The 16108-nt window shown below is 66.5% G+C and carries 10 protein-coding genes; 3 read left to right on the forward strand and 7 right to left on the reverse strand.

Features of this window, described 5'->3' with window-relative positions:
• From LQD11_RS03130 to LQD11_RS03140, 3 genes are all read right to left on the reverse strand, one after another.
• The gene (locus LQD11_RS03130) at window positions 1–3117 is read right to left on the reverse strand and encodes an efflux RND transporter permease subunit (protein WP_238616219.1); all 3117 of its coding nucleotides are present in this window, start codon (window positions 3115–3117) and stop codon (window positions 1–3) included.
• Complete coding sequence (locus LQD11_RS03135; RefSeq protein WP_238616220.1) at window positions 3114–4196, reverse strand: efflux RND transporter periplasmic adaptor subunit; 1083 nt, start codon at window positions 4194–4196, stop codon at window positions 3114–3116. Before LQD11_RS03135 ends, LQD11_RS03130 begins: the two co-directional genes overlap by 4 nt.
• Before the next feature lie 95 nt (window positions 4197–4291).
• On the reverse strand, window positions 4292–5302 hold the full coding sequence (locus LQD11_RS03140) for a glutathione S-transferase family protein (protein WP_238616221.1): 1011 nt from the start codon (window positions 5300–5302) through the stop codon (window positions 4292–4294).
• 164 nt (window positions 5303–5466) lie between these two features.
• On the opposite strand from LQD11_RS03140, the gene LQD11_RS03145 reads away from it, so the two are divergent.
• Window positions 5467–7959, forward strand: coding sequence for a protein kinase domain-containing protein (locus tag LQD11_RS03145; protein ID WP_238616222.1), 2493 nt, complete (start codon window positions 5467–5469; stop codon window positions 7957–7959).
• Here LQD11_RS03145 and LQD11_RS03150 read toward each other — a convergent pair.
• The 3 genes from LQD11_RS03150 to LQD11_RS03160 are packed head-to-tail and all read right to left on the reverse strand — an operon-like array spanning window position 7941 to window position 12252.
• The gene (locus LQD11_RS03150; protein WP_238616223.1) at window positions 7941–9155 is read right to left on the reverse strand and encodes an efflux RND transporter periplasmic adaptor subunit; all 1215 of its coding nucleotides are present in this window, start codon (window positions 9153–9155) and stop codon (window positions 7941–7943) included. The genes LQD11_RS03145 and LQD11_RS03150 overlap by 19 nt on opposite strands.
• Before the next feature lie 17 nt (window positions 9156–9172).
• On the reverse strand, window positions 9173–11536 hold the full coding sequence (locus LQD11_RS03155) for an ABC transporter permease (protein WP_238616224.1): 2364 nt from the start codon (window positions 11534–11536) through the stop codon (window positions 9173–9175).
• Complete coding sequence (locus LQD11_RS03160) at window positions 11536–12252, reverse strand: ABC transporter ATP-binding protein (protein ID WP_238616225.1); 717 nt, start codon at window positions 12250–12252, stop codon at window positions 11536–11538. The genes LQD11_RS03155 and LQD11_RS03160 overlap by 1 nt, the downstream gene beginning before the upstream one ends.
• A 242-nt stretch (window positions 12253–12494) precedes the next feature.
• Between LQD11_RS03160 and kaiC the strand changes: the two genes are divergently transcribed.
• Window positions 12495–14171, forward strand: a complete 1677-nt coding sequence (gene kaiC / locus LQD11_RS03165; protein ID WP_238616226.1) for a circadian clock protein KaiC — start codon at window positions 12495–12497, stop codon at window positions 14169–14171.
• Window positions 14168–14455, forward strand: coding sequence for a circadian clock KaiB family protein (locus tag LQD11_RS03170; RefSeq protein WP_238616227.1), 288 nt, complete (start codon window positions 14168–14170; stop codon window positions 14453–14455). Before kaiC ends, LQD11_RS03170 begins: the two co-directional genes overlap by 4 nt.
• A 6-nt stretch (window positions 14456–14461) precedes the next feature.
• Here the strand turns inward: LQD11_RS03170 and gshA are convergent, their stop codons facing one another.
• Entirely contained in the window at window positions 14462–16048 is a 1587-nt protein-coding gene (gene gshA / locus LQD11_RS03175) for a glutamate--cysteine ligase (RefSeq protein ID WP_238616228.1), read from the reverse strand.
• Between the last annotated feature and the right edge of the window lie 60 nt (window positions 16049–16108).

The following is a 16108-nucleotide window of genomic DNA, read 5'->3' on the forward strand; positions in this document are numbered from 1 at the left end:
TCAAACCCCGGCTTCCCCATGTTGCCGGTCCAGTTCGTCAATGCGCCTCCCGGTCTCGCCCGGCGAGGTGGTGTTGCGGGCCAGGGTCTGGTAGGCCACCGGCACCACGAACAGGGTGAACAGGGTGGCGAACAGCACGCCGGCAAACACCACGGTGCCGATCACGAACCGGCTCTCCGCACCCGGACCGCTGGCCAGGATCAGCGGCAGGGTGCCCATCACCGTGGTGAAGGCCGTCATCAGCACCGGCCGTAGCCGGATCTGCGCCGCCTCCACCAGGGCCTCCCGGAACTCACGTCCGGTGTCCCGCAACTGGTTGGTGAACTCCACGATCAGAATGCCGTTCTTGGCCGCCAGACCGATGAGCATGACGATCCCGATCTGGCTGTAGATGTTGAGGGTCTGGCCGGTCAGCAGCAGTCCCACCAGCGCCCCCACCACCGCCAGCGGCACGGTGGTGAGGATCACCGCCGGCTGGACGAAGCTCTCGAACTGGGCCGCCAGCACCAAAAACACCACCACCAAGGCCAGCACGAAGATGAACAGGATGGCACCACCCGCCTCCTTGAACTCCAGGGATTCCCCCTTGTAGTCGATGCGTGCCTCCGCCGGCAGTTCCTCCGCGGCGATACGCTCCAGGTACTCCAGGGCCTCCCCCAGGGTGTAGCCCGGGGCCAGACCCGCGGTGATGGTGATGGCGCGCATGCGGTTGTAGCGGCTCAAAGTGGCCGCGTCCGCCTGCTCCACGAAACTCACCACGTTGGACAGGGGGATCAGCGCCCCCGTGGTGGTGGAGCGCACGTAGATGTTGCGGATGTCGTCGGGGGTCCGGCGCTGATCCGGTATCCCCTCCAGGATCACGTCATACTCCTCGCCCCGGTCGATGTAGGTGGTCACCCGCCGCGAGCCCAGCACCGTTTCCAGGGTCCGGCCGATGCTCTCGAAGGACACCCCCAGATCCGCCGCCCGGTCCTTGTCGATGGTCACCATCAGCTGGGGCCGGGTTTCCTTGAAATCGGAATCCAGATTTCTCAGGTTGGGGTTTTCCGAAGCCCGTTCGATGATCAGGTCCCGCCATTCCACCAGTTCATCATAGCTGGGACCACCGATGACGAACTGGACCGGCTGGCCCACCCGGCGCCCGCCCAACCCCTGGCGCATGACGGTGATGGCCCGCACGTCCGGGATCTGGGCCAGTTCGGCGGACAGGGCGCTCATGATCTCCCAGGCGGAGCGCTCACGATCGTTCCAGTGGGCCAGCACCACGATGCCGAAACCGTTGTTCACCGCCTCCGCGCCGCCGAAGCCCCGCGGGGTGCGGGCCAGCACCCGGATGGCCTCGCCGGATTCGATCAAGGGCATGAGCCGGGCCTCCACCTGGCGCATCTGGGACTGCATGTGCTCGTAGCCCGCCCCCTCCGGGCCGTCCACCAGGACGAAGAAGGCCCCCCGGTCTTCCGGCGGGGCGTATTCGTTGGGAATGCGCTCGACCAGACTGATGATGGCCACCAGCATGGCCACCATGACCACCCCGGTCACCACCGGCACCTTGAGGGAACCCCGCAGCGCCTTGCCGTAGAGGGCCGACAGACGATCAAAGGTTACCGCCATGACATGATTCAGCCCGGTCTTGCCGGTATCCTTGCGGATCAGACGGGCACACATCACCGGCGACAGGGTCAGGGCCACGATGCTGGAAAAGGCCACCGCCGCCGCCATGGCCAGGGCGAACTCGGTGAACAGACGCCCGATATTGCCCTCCAGGAAGGCCAGGGGCACGAACACGGAGATGAGAACCAGGGTGGTGGCCACCACCGCAAAACCCACCTGCCGTGCCCCCCGGTAGGCCGCCAACAGGGGCGGCTCGCCGGCCTCGATGCGCCGATGGATGTTCTCCAGCACCACGATGGCATCGTCCACCACCAGGCCGATGGCCAGCACCAACGCCAGCAGGGTGAGCAGGTTGACGGAAAAACCCAGGGCATAGAGGGCGATGAAGGCCGCCGTGAGGGAGACCGGCACGGTCACCGCCGGCACCAGCATGGCCCGCACGCTGCCCAGGAACAGGTAGATCACCAGGATCACCACCAGCATGGCAATGAACAGGGTGGTGAACACCTCCTTGATGGCACCGTCGATGAACACCGAGGTGTCATAGCTCATGGCGATGCGGGTGCCTTCGGGCAGGGTGGGGTTGATCAGGTCCACTTCCGCCCGCACCGCCCGGGACACGGCCAGGGTGTTGGCGGTGGACTGCTGGATGATGCCCAGGCCCACCATGTCCTCGCCGTTGCCGCGCAGTTCGGTACGATCGTTCTCCGGTCCCACCGCCACCCGGGCCACCTCCCCCAGGCGGACCAGGTGGCCGTCATCCCCGCGCCGGATCACCAGGCGGGCAAAATCGTCGGCGCTCTGATAGCCGCGGGCCAGGCGCACGTTGAACTCCCGCTGCAGGGAGTCCACCCGTCCGGCGGGGAGTTCCACGTTTTCCCGCCGCAGGGCGGACTCCACGTCCTCCACCGTCAGGCCCCGGGCGGCCAGGGCCTCCCGGTCCAGCCAGATGCGCATGGCATACCGCTTGGCGCCGCCGATCCGGATCAGGGCCACCCCGTCCACGGTGGACAGGCGGTCCACCAGGTAGCGCTCGGCATAATCGGTGAGCTGCAGGCCGTCCATGTGTTCGCTGGCCAGATTGAGCCACATGATGGGATCCGCGTTGGTATCCGCCTTGAACACCTGGGGCGGGTCCGCCTCGTCCGGCAGCTGTCGCAGCACCCGGGCCACCGCCTCGCGCACGTCGTTGGCGGCGGCGTCGATGTCCCGGTTGATCTGGAATTCGATGGTGAGGCGGGACTGGCCGTCGATGCTCTCCGAGGAGATCCACTTGATCCCCTCGATGCCGCTGACCCGGTCCTCGATGAGCTGGGTGATCTTGGTCTCGACGATGGCGGCGTTGGCGCCCCGATAATCGGTCTGCACCGTCACCACCGGCGGGTTGATATCCGGATATTCCCGCAGGGGCAGACGATCAAAGGACAACACCCCGAAGGTGACCAGCAACAGGCTGATCACCACGGCCAGGACCGGCCGGCGGTTGGCAACATCGGAAAGGATCATGAGCGGCCACCCATGGGCTGGTATTCACGCACCACCTCCACGGCGCTGCCGGGGCGGATGCGGACCGTGCCTTCCTGGACCACCCGGGTTCCGGCTTCCAGGCCGTCCAGGATTTCCACGTAGCCTGGCACCCGTCGACCGGCCTCCACATCCTGTCGACGCACCCGGTCCTCGTCGGTGACCACGAAGACGTAGTGCTGATCCCGCACCTGCATCAGGGCCGATTCGGGAATGGACAGGGATTCCATCTGGTCCTTGACCAGGGTGACGGTCAGGAGCATGCCGGGGCGCAAGGCGCCGTCGGGGTTGGGGATGGCGGCGCGCACCATGGCGGCGCGAGTGCCGGGGTCGACCCGGGTGTCCACGCTGGTGACCTCGCCCTGGAAGGTGCGATCCCGGTAGGCGGCGCTGCGGGCCTCGATGCGCTGTCCCGAGGCCACCCCGGGCAGGAAAGTTTCCGGCACGCTGAAGTCCAGCTTGATGACGCTGATGTCATCCAGGGTGGTGATGACGGTACCCGGCGTGACCAGGGCACCGAGGCTGACGCGACGAAAACCCACCACACCGTCGAAGGGGGCACGGATCACCCGGTCGGCCACCCGGACCTGGGCCGCCTCCAGCCGGGCCTGGGCCTCGCTCAGGCGGGACTGCTGCTCGTCCAGGCGCTGCCGGGGCAGGTTGCGGTCGGCCACCAGGCCGCGGATGCGCTCCAGCTCCCGACGCTGTTCCTCCACGCTGACCTGCCGCTCGCGGGCCTCGGCCATCTCCTCGGCGGCCGCCAGACGCACCAGTACCTGGCCGCGGCTCACCCGCTGACCGTCGCTGAATTCGATGCTCTCCACCGGCGAGGTGATGCGGGCGGTGATTTCCACCGACTCATTGGCGCGGGCGGTGCCGAGGGATTCCAGACTGGTTTCAAAGTAGCGCTGGGCCACGGGGGCCACCACCACCGGCACCGGTCCCTGGGCACCGCGGGCCGGCGGCGGCGCGGCGGCGTGATCCGCCAGGATCACGTAGGCAACCCCCGCCAGGATGGCCAGGGTCAGGATGCCCGGGGCGATCAATTTCTTTCCAGTCACGTTCAGTCCTCGGCAAAATCGAATCCTTCCGCCAGGGACGGAAGGGGGCAATCACCCCCCCTCTCCCCAAGGGAGAGGGTTGGGGTGAGGGGAAGTCAGGAAATACCCCCCGCCCCCGGGGAGAGGGGGTCAATGCGATCACGGCCATGGGGCGCCATGAAATCCAGCGCCGGGCCGCGGGGGATGATACCACCGGGATTCAGATGCTCATGACTGCCGTAGTAATGGGTCTTGATGTGATCCATGTTCACGGTCTCCGCCACCCCCCGCACCTGATACAGCTCCCGGGTGTACGCCCACAGATTCGGATAGTCCACCAGTCGCTGCCGGTTGCACTTGAAATGGCTGTAATACACCGCGTCAAAGCGCACCAGGGTGGTGAACAGGCGCCAGTCCGCCTCGGTGATTCGGTCACCCACCAGATACCGCTGCCGGGACAGCCGCGCCTCCAGCCAGTCGAGGGTCTCGAACAGACGGTCGAAGGCCCGCTCATAGGCGGCCTGCTCGGTGGCGAACCCGGCCCGGTACACACCATTGTTCAACGTGTCATAGACCCTTTGGTTGACAGCATCGATCTGTCCCCGCAGGGCCTCGGGATAGAAGTCCACGTGCTGATCCGTATGCGCTTCGAAGGCGCTGTTGAACATGCGGATGATCTCGGAAGACTCGTTGTTGACGATGGTCCGGCGATGCCGGTCCCAGAGGGTGGGCACGGTGACGATGCCGGTGTATTCCGGATCCGCCAGGGTATAGGCCTGATGCAGGTATTCAAAGCCGTTGACGTGATCTTCCGTGGCCCCCGGCCAGGGCTGAAAGCGCCAGCCCTGCTCCAGCATGAACGGGTTCACCACCGAGACGCCGATGACATCTTCCAGCCCCTTGAGGGCACGGAAGATCAGGGTGCGGTGCGCCCAGGGGCAGGCCAGGGACACATAAAGATGATAACGGCCGGGTTCCGCGGGAAAGCCGCCCTCGCCGGTCGGCCCGGGCGCACCGTCGGGGGTGATCCAGTGCCGGAACAGCGAGTCCTTGCGAATGAATTCACCGTCCTCGGTTTCCTCGGCCAGCCAGTCGCTGCGCAGCTGGCCCTTGATGAGCAGGCTCATGACGTCTCCTGAAAATGGGGAATGGGAATCGAGCATCCAGTGCTCTCAGGTCTGACCCGGGCCGACCGGGTTCGTTCAGGCACCGCCGGGGCCGCCGGCGGATGACTTGCCGGTCACGGCAGTCTATAACTGACGGGAAATCCACGCGCGGAGTTTTCGGCCCCTTGTCCCGCTCACCGAACCGTCCCGGCACAGGGGCACTGATCCTGATCATCGTCCTGCTGCTGACCTGGCTGGCGGGCAGTTATACCGTGCCGCTGCGTTCCCTGGAACAGGATGTCCGCCAGGCGGCCACCCAGTTGTTGCCCCGGCCGGACCGGCTACCGGGGGTGGTCCTGATCGAGATCCGCGACGAGGACGTCCGCCGTCACACCCCCTACTCCCGGGCCATCCTGGCCCGGGCGGTGGATCGGCTGCAGGTCATGGGGGCCGCGGGCATCGGCCTGCATCTGGACCTGGATCACCCGGAAACCCCGCCCCTGACACCCCGCCCCGACCAGGATACCGATGCCCGTCTGGCCCAGGCGCTGGCAGGTCACGGCAGGGCCCTGGTGGCCGCCTCCCTGCATCGGGGCAGCGGGCCGGCCTCCCTGCCGGAAGGACGGCTGGACGGCACCACTCCGGCCTGGCCGCAATGGCCGGTCCTGCGGCTGCTGGCACGCCCGGCCGTCCTGCCCGGGGCCGACAGTCACCTGCGGGTGCCGATCCCACCCCTGTCCGGGGCCGCCACCGTGGCCGTGACACCCTCCGCGGATCGTCCGCACCCCCCGGACCCGGCCCTGCTGCCGATACGTGGCGGCCATGCGCCGGGCATGGCCCTGGGGCTGGCGGCCATCCTGGCGGGACATGCGCCCGGTGATCTGGTGGTGACACCCGGCCGGGGTGTGCGGATGGGCGATGATGTCCTGAGCCTTGGCCCTGACCTGTCGCTCCTTGCCGTGCCGCCACGGCGGGATCCCCGGGGACAGGCGCTGGATACCTGGACACTGGACGACCTGCTGATGGAACGGGTGCCGGCGAGCGCGATTGAGGGCCGGGCCGTGGTCATCGGCCTCAATCAGCCGCATCAGACCCCCTTCATCACCCACGGGGGCCTGAGCCTGCCCCCCGCCGCCTGGACCGCCTGGGCCGCCGGGGCCGTCCACGAAGGTCACCGTGTTCGTGTCGGCGGCGGATTCCACGCCCTGGAGCGATGGCTGCTGGCGGCGGCGGCCCTCTACCTGCTCTGGCCGGCAAGCCGTGGGCCGGACTCCCGTCGCGCCGTCCTCGGCAGCGGCGGCCTGGTTCTCGGCCTGCTGCTGTTGACGCTGACCACCCTGACGGCAACGGGCTGGTGGCTACCGCTCATCCTCCCCGCCCTGTTCGTCGGGCTGGGGCACGGGCTGCTGGTGGTCCAGGCCCGGCTCACGCGACGCCTGGCGCGGGATCGGCTGGATGCCGCCGAGGCTCGATTGCAGTTGGGGGCGCAGTTACGGGAGCAAGGGCACCTGGAGCCGTCATTCGCGGCCCTGCAACGCTGTCATGTCCCCCTGGAGCCGCTGTTCGGCGAGTTGTACCGACTGGGCCGCGACTTTGAGCGCAGACGTCAGTACGGCCGCGCGGTGGAGGTCTTTCAGTATCTGCGGGACCGGAATCCCGCATTCCAGGATACCGAGCAACGACTGGCCCGCCTCAAGCCCTTCGCCGGCTCCAGACAGCCCCGTCTCGGTGACATGAAGCACATCCGGGGCGGCAAGGCGTTGCTGCTGTCCGATGACGGCACCGACCAGCCCATGATCGGCCGCTACCGGGTGGAAAGACAACTGGGCAAAGGCGCCATGGGCATCGTCTACCTGGGGGTGGACCCCCATATCAATCGCCGGGTGGCGATCAAGACCCTGGCCCTGGACCGGGCCTTCGAGCCGGAGGTCAGGGAGGAAGCAAAGCAGCGATTCTTTCGCGAGGCGGAGGCTTCCGGACGTCTGGATCACCGCCATATCGTGACGGTCTACGATGTGGGCGAGGAGCACGACATGGCCTTCATCGCCATGGATTATCTGGAAGGCGAGCCGCTGGAGGCCTTTACCCGTCCGGACACCCTGCTGCCCATCCCCGAGGTACTGGAGGCCTGTGCCCAGGTGGCCGAGGGACTGGCCTATGCCCATGAACAGGGCGTCCTGCATCGGGATGTCAAGCCGGCCAACATCATCTACGACCGAGAGCGACGGACGGTGAAGATCACCGACTTCGGCATCGCCAGCATCATCGGGCACGACCGCGGCGGCGGTGGTCCGCGCCAGGGCACCCCCGCCTTCATGTCGCCGGAACTGGTCACGGGTCAGTCGGTGGATGCCCGCGCCGACCTGTTTTCCCTCGGGGTGTGCCTGTACCAGCTGCTGACGGGTGAACTGCCGTTCAAGGCCGACACCCTGACCGGGCTGATCTCGCAGATCGCCCAGTCGCCGCCCGGGGACATTCTGTCGCTGCGCCCCGAACTGGGTCCGGTGATCCAGGTGATGGTGAAAAAGGCCCTGCAGAAAAACCCCGACCTGCGCTACCAGAACGGCACCCAGATGGCCAAGGCCCTGCGGGACTGCGGTGACAGCCTCAGGAGAATGCCCCGGCAAGGACAGTACAGCCTGCATGGGAATGACGATGATCATCCACTCGGGTTTTGATGTGACTCGGCCCGGACCCGGCCGTTTTCCCGGACCCGGTCTCCCGGATGGGTGATGATGGGCTCCCCCGGATTCAGGCCGTCCAGGACTTGGGTCCACAGTCCGCTGCGACGACCGATCTCCACCCGTTGCAGGCGGGCACGCCCGTTCTCGATCCGGAACACGGCCCAGGCATCTTCGTGCCGGAACAGGGCACTGGTGGGGATCTGGAGTACGTCATCCCCTTCCCAAAGCATGAAGCGGGCCTCCACCCGGTAACCATCCCCCAGATGGCGCCATTGCTCGCGGGGGGATGACAGCGTGGACCAGACATGCACCCGCTGCTCCTCCACCCCCAGGGCGGACACCTTCTCAAACCCCGCCGGTTCCACCCGCCGCACCCGGCCCTCCAGAACTTCGCCGCCGCCCCAGCGTTCCAGGATCACCCGCATCCCGGGACGCAGGCGCACGGCCTCCATGGACAGCAGATCCACCTTGACCTCCAGATCATCCAGATTACCCAGTTCCAGTACCGCCTCCCCGGCCTGAATGGGGCCTTCGTCGTGCCGGTGCCGCTGGGTCACCAGCCCCGAGACCGGGGCGCGGACGGCCACGGCCGGGCTCTCCTCACCGGCGCGACGACCATCGGCCATCTCCAGTACCAGGCGGGCAGAGGCCAGATCGAAGCCCGACACCTCCACCCCGTACCGGGCCGCCCGTTCCGCCGCCCGGGCCGCATCCCGCACGGCCAGGCGGCGGTCCCTTTCCTCGGCGGCAATCTGGGATTGCCGGAACAGACGCTCGCCGCGTTCATGCTCCTGTCGTGCCAGGCGGCTCTCGGCCTGGCGGACCTCCAACTCGGCCCGGGCGGCCTCCAGCCGGGCAGCGGCGGCCCGGACGGCCTCCCGAGCCTGTTCCCGGCTGCGCAGGTCCAGTCCCGGGGCCGGGGCCGGCTCCAGCAGGAACAGGACATCGTCGATGTCCACCGGGTCACCCGGCTCCAGGGTCACCCGCCGCAGGTAGCCATGGATGGGGGCGGTGACGGTATAGGCATGACGCAGGCGGGTCCGACCCTCCTCCTCCACAAACTCGGCGAAGGGGCCACGGATCACCTCGGTGGCACTGACCGGGACGGGCGCGGGCCGCAGGGCCAGCCCCAGCAGCACCAGAATGGCCAGGGCGACGAGGGCGATCAGGATCTTCTTGAGCAAGGGCATGATGTAAGGTCTGTCGGTTATTCGTTGCTCTTGAGTGCGCTCACCATGTCCAGCCGCGCCAACCGGCGCCCGATCAGGAGCACCGACAATACTGCCGCCAGCAAGACCCCGGCGGCGGAGAAGGCATAGGTGGCCGGGGTGATGACGAACGGTATCCGGAACAGGTCCATGCTCAGGGCCTGGTTCAGCAGCCAGGCAAACACCGTCCCCACGGCCCACCCCAGGGGGATGGCCAGCAGGGTCAGCAGGGCCATCTCGCCGATCAGGACCCAATTGACCTCGCTCCGGCTGAGCCCCAGCACCCGCAGGGTGGCCAGTTCCCGCTCCCGTTCGGCAAAGGCGATGCGGGCGTTGTTGTAGACCACGGCGAAGGTGATGGAACCGGCCATCAGCAACAGGATACCCATCATGACCAGCACCGTGTCCTGGATATAGTCCCGGAACTGACGCTCCGCATCATCGATCATGCCGATCCCCGCCACCCGGGGCATCTCCCACAACCGTTCGAACAGCCGGTCCTGCTCGTACTCGGCCACCATGAGCCAGGCCCCGGAGAGGGCCGGCCCTTCCCGCATCAGACCGTTCAATGCCCGCCGCTCCATGTAGGCACTGACCCCGATGGGTTCATCCACCGTGCCCGCCAGGGGCACCTGCAGGGTACGGCGGTGCCCCTCCAGCACCTCCACCGTGATCCTGTCGCCGGGTCGCACTCCCAGATATTCCGCCAGATAGCCGGTGAGCAGCAGCCCCTCCGGCGGCAGGTGGACAGGCCGGTAATCCGCGTCCAGCAGGCCCCGCAGCCGGGGCCGGGCCTCCATGCCCTGGATCACGGTGCGATAGTCCCGGCGTTCGTGGACCAGGCGCACCGGGACCGAGCGATAGCCCTCCACGTACTGCACGCCCGGCAGGGTCCGCAACTCGGCCAAGGCCCGCTCCGGGGTGGGATCGGTGAAGCTCAGGTGCAGGTCCATCTTCATCACCAGTCGGTACTGGATGTCCAGCAGATGGTCCACCGCATTGAACTGGTAACTCCCCAGCAGCAGCAACCCGCCGGAGAGGGCGATGCCCAACATGGACATGAAGGCCTTGAAACGGTGTCGGGAGAGGTTGCGCACGATGATGCGGGTGGGCTGGGACAACAAGCGCCCCAGGGCCGACCGCTCCAGGAGGGAGTGCCGAAACCGTTCCGGTGCCGGTGGGCGCATGGCCTGGGCCGGCGGCAGGCTGACCGCCTGTCTCACTGCCCGCCAGGTACCCAGCAGGGCCGCCCCGGCGGCCACCGCCAGGGCCAGCAGGATCACCTGGGGTCGAAGCCGGAAACTCATCTCGGGAAACCGGTAATATTCCGCGTAAACCCCGGCCAGCGCCTCCGCCGACCAGGACCCCAGCAGGATGCCCAGCAGGGTGCCCGTCACCACGATCAGGCCGGTGAGCAGACCGAAATGCAGGGCAATGTCCCGGTCGTGGTAGCCGAAGGCCTTGAGGATGGCCACCTGCTGGCGCTGGGTGCGGATGACGCGTCCCATGAGCACGTTGAGCAGGAAGGCGGCCACCCCCAGGAAGATGGTGGGCAGGACCACCGCCATCACCCGCAGCTGATCCAGTTCCTCGGACAGGAAGCGATGGGAGACCTGGTCCTCCCGCCCCACCGCGCCGATGCCGCCGTAGGGAGCCAGCCGCAGGTCCAGGGCCTCGATCACCGCGGCCTCGATCGCACCGGCCCGCAGGGACACCAGCACGCTGTTGAAGGCGCCATCCAGGTCCATGGCCTGGGCCAGGCCCCTGCGGTTCATCCACAAGACCCCGTAGCGCTGGTAGTCGGGCAACAGATCCGCCGGCCCCACCTGGTAGATGAACTCCGGCGACAGGGCCACCCCGCTGATGATGAGCCGTTCCAGGCGGCCGTTGATAATGGCGGTGAGCCGGTCGCCGGGGTGCAGGTCATGGGCCTGGGCAAAGGGCTCGCTGATGACCACCTGGTCCGCCCGACCGGACTCGGGCAACCCACCCCGGCGCAGATACAGCCGGTTGAGATCGGGCTGGCGGCCGTCGGGCAGCGACAGGATCATGCCCCGCACCGGTTCCTGGAATCCCGGCACTTCCAGGCGTACCGGCGCCTTGATCCGGGTCTGCACCCGGTTGACGCCGGGGATCGCCTCCAGGCGCGGGGCCAGCCCTTCCGGCGCCCGCCTGAGATCGGCAAAGACATCGGCAAACTGATGACTGTCGTAAAAGCGATCCTTGGACAGGGTGAGGGCATCCAGGGTGGTGACGGAGAGGATCAGTACCATGATGCCGGCGGCGATCACCACGGCAATGGCGGCCACCTGCCCCTTGAGCCGGGCCAGATCACGCCACAGCTTGCGGTGGATGGCCCGCATCACCACACCAGCTGATCGGGAGACTTGCGGATCGGGTTATCCTCCACCGACTGGACCCGGCCATCCGCCAGCCGGACCACCCGATCCGCCATCTCGCCGATCACCGCGTTATGGGTGATCACCGCCGTGGTCGTTCCCAGTTCCCGGTTGATGTCCTGGATCACCCGCAGAACCCGAATCCCGGTGCGGGAATCCAGGGCACCGGTGGGTTCATCGCACAGCAGCACGTCGGGCCGCTTGGCCACGGCACGGGCAATCGCCACCCGCTGCTGTTCCCCGCCGGAGAGTTGGGCGGGAAAGTGATCCATGCGGTCCTCCAGCCCCACCAGGGCCAGGGCATCTTCGGGCGACATGGGGTCGCGGGCGATCTCGGTGACGATGGCCACGTTTTCCCGGGCGGTCAGGCTGGAGATGAGGTTGTAGAACTGGAACACGAACCCCACATGGTGTCGCCGGTACCGGGTCAGTGCCCGGTCGTCGGCCCGGACCAGATCCTGGTCCCGGTAGCGCACCTCGCCGCCGTCGGCATGATCCAGGCCACCCAGGATGTTGAGCAGGGTGGACTTGCCGGAACCCGATGCCCCCAGCATCACCACCAGTTCACCGGCATGGAGTGTCAGGTCCACCCCCCGCAGTGCCTGGATACGGACCTCGCCCATCAGGTAGGTCTTGGTGACCCCTCGGGCCAGGAAGACCACTTCGCGCTTTTCGTCCATAGATAGTCTGAAGATAGCGGCTCTTGAATCACACAGCCCGTGGAGGCAGTATCCCAGGACATAAAGACCCCACTCAAGGAATGTTTCTGCATGACTCATCCTCGTGAAAGCCGGGACTCCGGTCATGGACCGAAAGTCCTGGACTCCCGCCTGCGCGGGAGTGACGATGATGAACAGGTCATGATCCAGTCAAGTGACGGCACGACACTTTTTTGAAACTCAAACACCGGAGATCTCCATCTGTGACCACGGCAAATCCTGAAACCGCCGCCACCGGCATTCAGGGACTGGACTTCCTGCTGCAGGGCGGCCTGCCGCGCGGCCGCCCCACACTCCTGCGCGGAGGACCGGGGACGGGCAAGACCGTCATCTCCCTCACCTTTCTCTGCCACGGTATCCGGCAGGGGGAGAACGGGGTGCTGGTCACCTTTGACGAATCCCCCGAGGCCCTGATCCGGCATGCCGCCGGATTCGGCTTCGCCGCCGACCGTTTCATCGAAGAAGGACGCCTGCGGATTCTGGACATGCGCCCCGATCGCAACGAAGTGGTCGGCGACTACGTGGAACTCACCGCCGTCATGGCGCGTATCGATCACGCCCTGCAAAAGACCGGCGCCCAGCGCCTGGTGGTGGATGCCATGGACGTGCTGGAGGGGGCCTTTTCCGCCGAGATCTCCCTGCGCGGGGAGCTGGCCCGGGTGTTCGACTGGCTGCGGGAATGCCGGACCTCATCCCTGATCACCATTGGTGAACAGGAAGAGTTCACCACGCGCTACGGCCTGGAAGATTACGTGGCGGACTGCGTGATCGCCCTCAAGCAGGACCTGGACCACCGGGTCATGACCCGACTGCTGCGGGTCGTCAAGCGCCGTGGCGGTGGCCACGGCACCAGCGAGGCACCGTTCCTGCTGGATGGCGACGGGATTTTCATGATCCCGGTGACCGGATCGGTACTCCGCGCCCGGGTGTCCGATGAACATTTTTCCACCGGCATTCCGGGCCTGGACGCCATGCTGGGCGGCCAGGGACCTTATCGGGGCTCCACCCTGCTGTTCTCGGGCCAGGCCGGCACCGGCAAGACCAGCATGGCCGCCGCCATGACGGTCAACGCCTGCGAGCAAGGCAGAAAGGTGCTCTACATCAGCTTTGAGGAGAGCGTGGACGAACTGGTCCGCAACCAGTTGAGCATCGGCGCCGACCTGCGCCGACACACCGAGGGGAGCGAGGCCGACCGCCGCCTGATCCTGCAACCGGTGCGTGCCGTGGAGCTGGGGCTGGAGGAACACCTGATGCGCATCATGCGTTCCATTCGCCGCCATCAGCCCGATCTGGTGGTGCTGGACCCCATCAGCAGCCTGGCCACCCGTCGCACCGGCGACAGTGCCAAGGACATGCTGCTGCGCCTGATCCACCTCATCAAGGAGGCGGGCATCACCGCCGTGGCGACGGAACTGCTCACCGATGACAGCCAGGGCGTGAGTCACCTGGATGTCTCCTCCATGATCGACGTCTGGATCAAGTTACGGCGCCATGAGAACAACGGCGAGATGAATCGTCTGATCACCGTGGTCAAGGCACGGGGTCTGCCCATCTCCAGCCAGGTGAAGGAATTCCGTTTCACCGACCAGGGACTGGTGATCGAGGACCCGTACATCGGTGAAAGCGGCATTGCCTATGGTACGGTTCGCGAGGCACGCCAATCCGAGGACGAACAGGTGATCGAACAGCTGCACACCGAGCTGTCCCGGGCCATGCAGCGACGCCATGAACTGGATGAGATCAACGCCGCGGCGGAACGGCTGGCACGGGCGGAACGGGATACCCGGGCGCTGGACATCGAACGGGAGATTGCCGGGATCGAACGCCGTCTGGCCAATATCCAGCGGGCACGCTCCGCCATCTCCAGGAGCCGTCAATGACCACCGGCCACTACCAGCTCAGACTCTACATCGCCGGCATGACCCCGGCGGCAAGGCGGGCCATCGAGAACCTGGAAACCCTGGCCAGGGAACTGGGACGGCAGGGGGAACAGGTGGAGATTCAGGTGGTGGACATCATCGAGCGCCCGCAACTGGCGGAAGACGAGCGCATCCTGGCCACCCCGGTGGTGATCCGCAAACTACCGCCTCCCATCCGCCGGGTGGTGGGAGACCTGTCGGAGCGGGAACGGGTGCTGGTGGGCCTGGACATCCGCCCACTCTGAAAGGGCCTATCGAAAATAACGCCGCAGATACTCGGGGAAGGACACGTCATCCTCAGCCTCCATGCGCTGCTGCCGCGCCAGAGACTCCCGGGCCTCGGCCTCCAGCATCGCCTCCCGCTCCGGGGTCAGCCCCGCTTCCCGCAGCCAGGCCGCATGGGCCAGGGACATCTGCCGGGCAAACTCGTGGAAGCCCTGCTCGTGCTCGCACATCAGGGCCAGCATGCGGGCGGAAGGCGTCAGCGCCGCATCGGCCACCTTGGCCTGTTGCTCCGCCAGGGATCGGGAATAGGGCTGTTCCGCATGGCCGTCATCCAGCACCCGGCACAAGGGCACCATCTGCTCCAGTACCTCGGCGGCCCAGACACGCAGCGGTACCCGCTCATCATTGCGCATGAGCTGCAGCGACGGGTCCCTGCCCCGGTGGGCGGTGGCACTCTGGTTGTGATCAATGGCAAAACGCTCCAGCTCGCCGATGGGCGGGCTGTCCAGCAGCAGGGCATGGATCATGAAAGCCTCCAGGAAACGAAGCTGGGACTCATTGACACCCAGGGGATCAAAGGCGTTCACGTCCACCGAACGCAGTTCCACATAGGCCACGCCGCGCCGCTCCAGGGCCACCGTGGGCCGTTCATCCCCTTCCGTCAGGGGTTTGGGACGCACGGTACTGTAATATTCGTTCTCGATCTGCAGGATGTTGGCATTGAGCTGGCGGTATTCGCCGTCCACCTCCACACCGATGCGGGCATACTCCGGCGACGGGGTATTGATGGCGTGGGACAGGCCACGGACATAGCCCTCCAGGCTGTCGTAGTTGGCCTTGATGCCGCTTTCTTCTTCCTTGCGGTTCTGATACCCGATGTCTCCCATGCGCAGGCTGGTGGCCCAGGGTTCATAGCAGGTGCTCTCGTCAAACTCCGCCAGGGTGGTGGGCTTGCCGGCGAGGAAGGATCGGCACACCGCCGGAGAGGCGCCGAAAAGATACGGGATCAACCAACCCAGGCGCTGCAGGTTGCGGATCATGCCGAAATAACCGCGGTCGCGGAACCGGCGGGCATCTTCGCCCGGCACCCCGAGTACCTGCTGATAGATGGGCCAGAAACAGTCCCCCATGGAAAAATTGAAATGCACCCCGGCGATCACCTGCATCAGGCGGCCGTAACGGTGCCCCAGGCCCAGACGATAGACGGTCTTCATGCGCCCGGCGTTGGAATCGCCGTAGCGGGCCACCGGAATCCCCTGCTCCCCCGCCAGCACGCAGGGCATGCTGGTGGCCCAGAGGTATTCAGTGCCGATGCGGGGATAGGTGAAGGCGTGCAGATCCCGCAGGAAGGCCAGCGCCTCGCCCGGGGTGTCACAGGGCGGGGTGATGAACTCCAGCAGGGCTTCGGAATAGTCGGTGGTGATCCAGGGGTGGGTCAGCGCCGATCCCAACGCCCTGGGGTGGGGTGTGCGGGCGATGCTGCCGTCCGCGTCCACCCGCAGGCTCTCCTTTTCCAGACCGATGCGGGTACCCCGCAGGCATCGGGCACCGCCCAGGTTCAGGATCTGCTGCAGGCGTGTTTCACAGTGGGTGTACAACGTCGACGTCTCCATGGGGGCCTTCCTGAATACCCCATCATCATACTATGGTCATGGCTGAAAACTTCAGTGCCA

Origin of the sequence: Ectothiorhodospira shaposhnikovii, assembly GCF_022227765.1 — a bacterium.
Classification (GTDB): domain Bacteria; phylum Pseudomonadota; class Gammaproteobacteria; order Ectothiorhodospirales; family Ectothiorhodospiraceae; genus Ectothiorhodospira.

What these genes read in the sequence shown, in the direction of transcription:
- LQD11_RS03130 (WP_238616219.1), bottom strand. Translation starts at nt 3,117, where the DNA reads ATGATCCTTTCCGATGTTGCCAACCGCCGGCCGGTCCTGGCCGTGGTG.
- LQD11_RS03140 (WP_238616221.1), bottom strand. Translation starts at nt 5,302, where the DNA reads ATGAGCCTGCTCATCAAGGGCCAGCTGCGCAGCGACTGGCTGGCCGAG.
- LQD11_RS03150 (WP_238616223.1), bottom strand. Translation starts at nt 9,155, where the DNA reads ATGCCCTTGCTCAAGAAGATCCTGATCGCCCTCGTCGCCCTGGCCATT.
- LQD11_RS03155 (WP_238616224.1), bottom strand. Translation starts at nt 11,536, where the DNA reads ATGCGGGCCATCCACCGCAAGCTGTGGCGTGATCTGGCCCGGCTCAAG.
- LQD11_RS03160 (WP_238616225.1), bottom strand. Translation starts at nt 12,252, where the DNA reads ATGGACGAAAAGCGCGAAGTGGTCTTCCTGGCCCGAGGGGTCACCAAG.
- LQD11_RS03170 (WP_238616227.1), top strand. Translation starts at nt 14,168, where the DNA reads ATGACCACCGGCCACTACCAGCTCAGACTCTACATCGCCGGCATGACC.
- gshA (WP_238616228.1), bottom strand. Translation starts at nt 16,048, where the DNA reads ATGGAGACGTCGACGTTGTACACCCACTGTGAAACACGCCTGCAGCAG.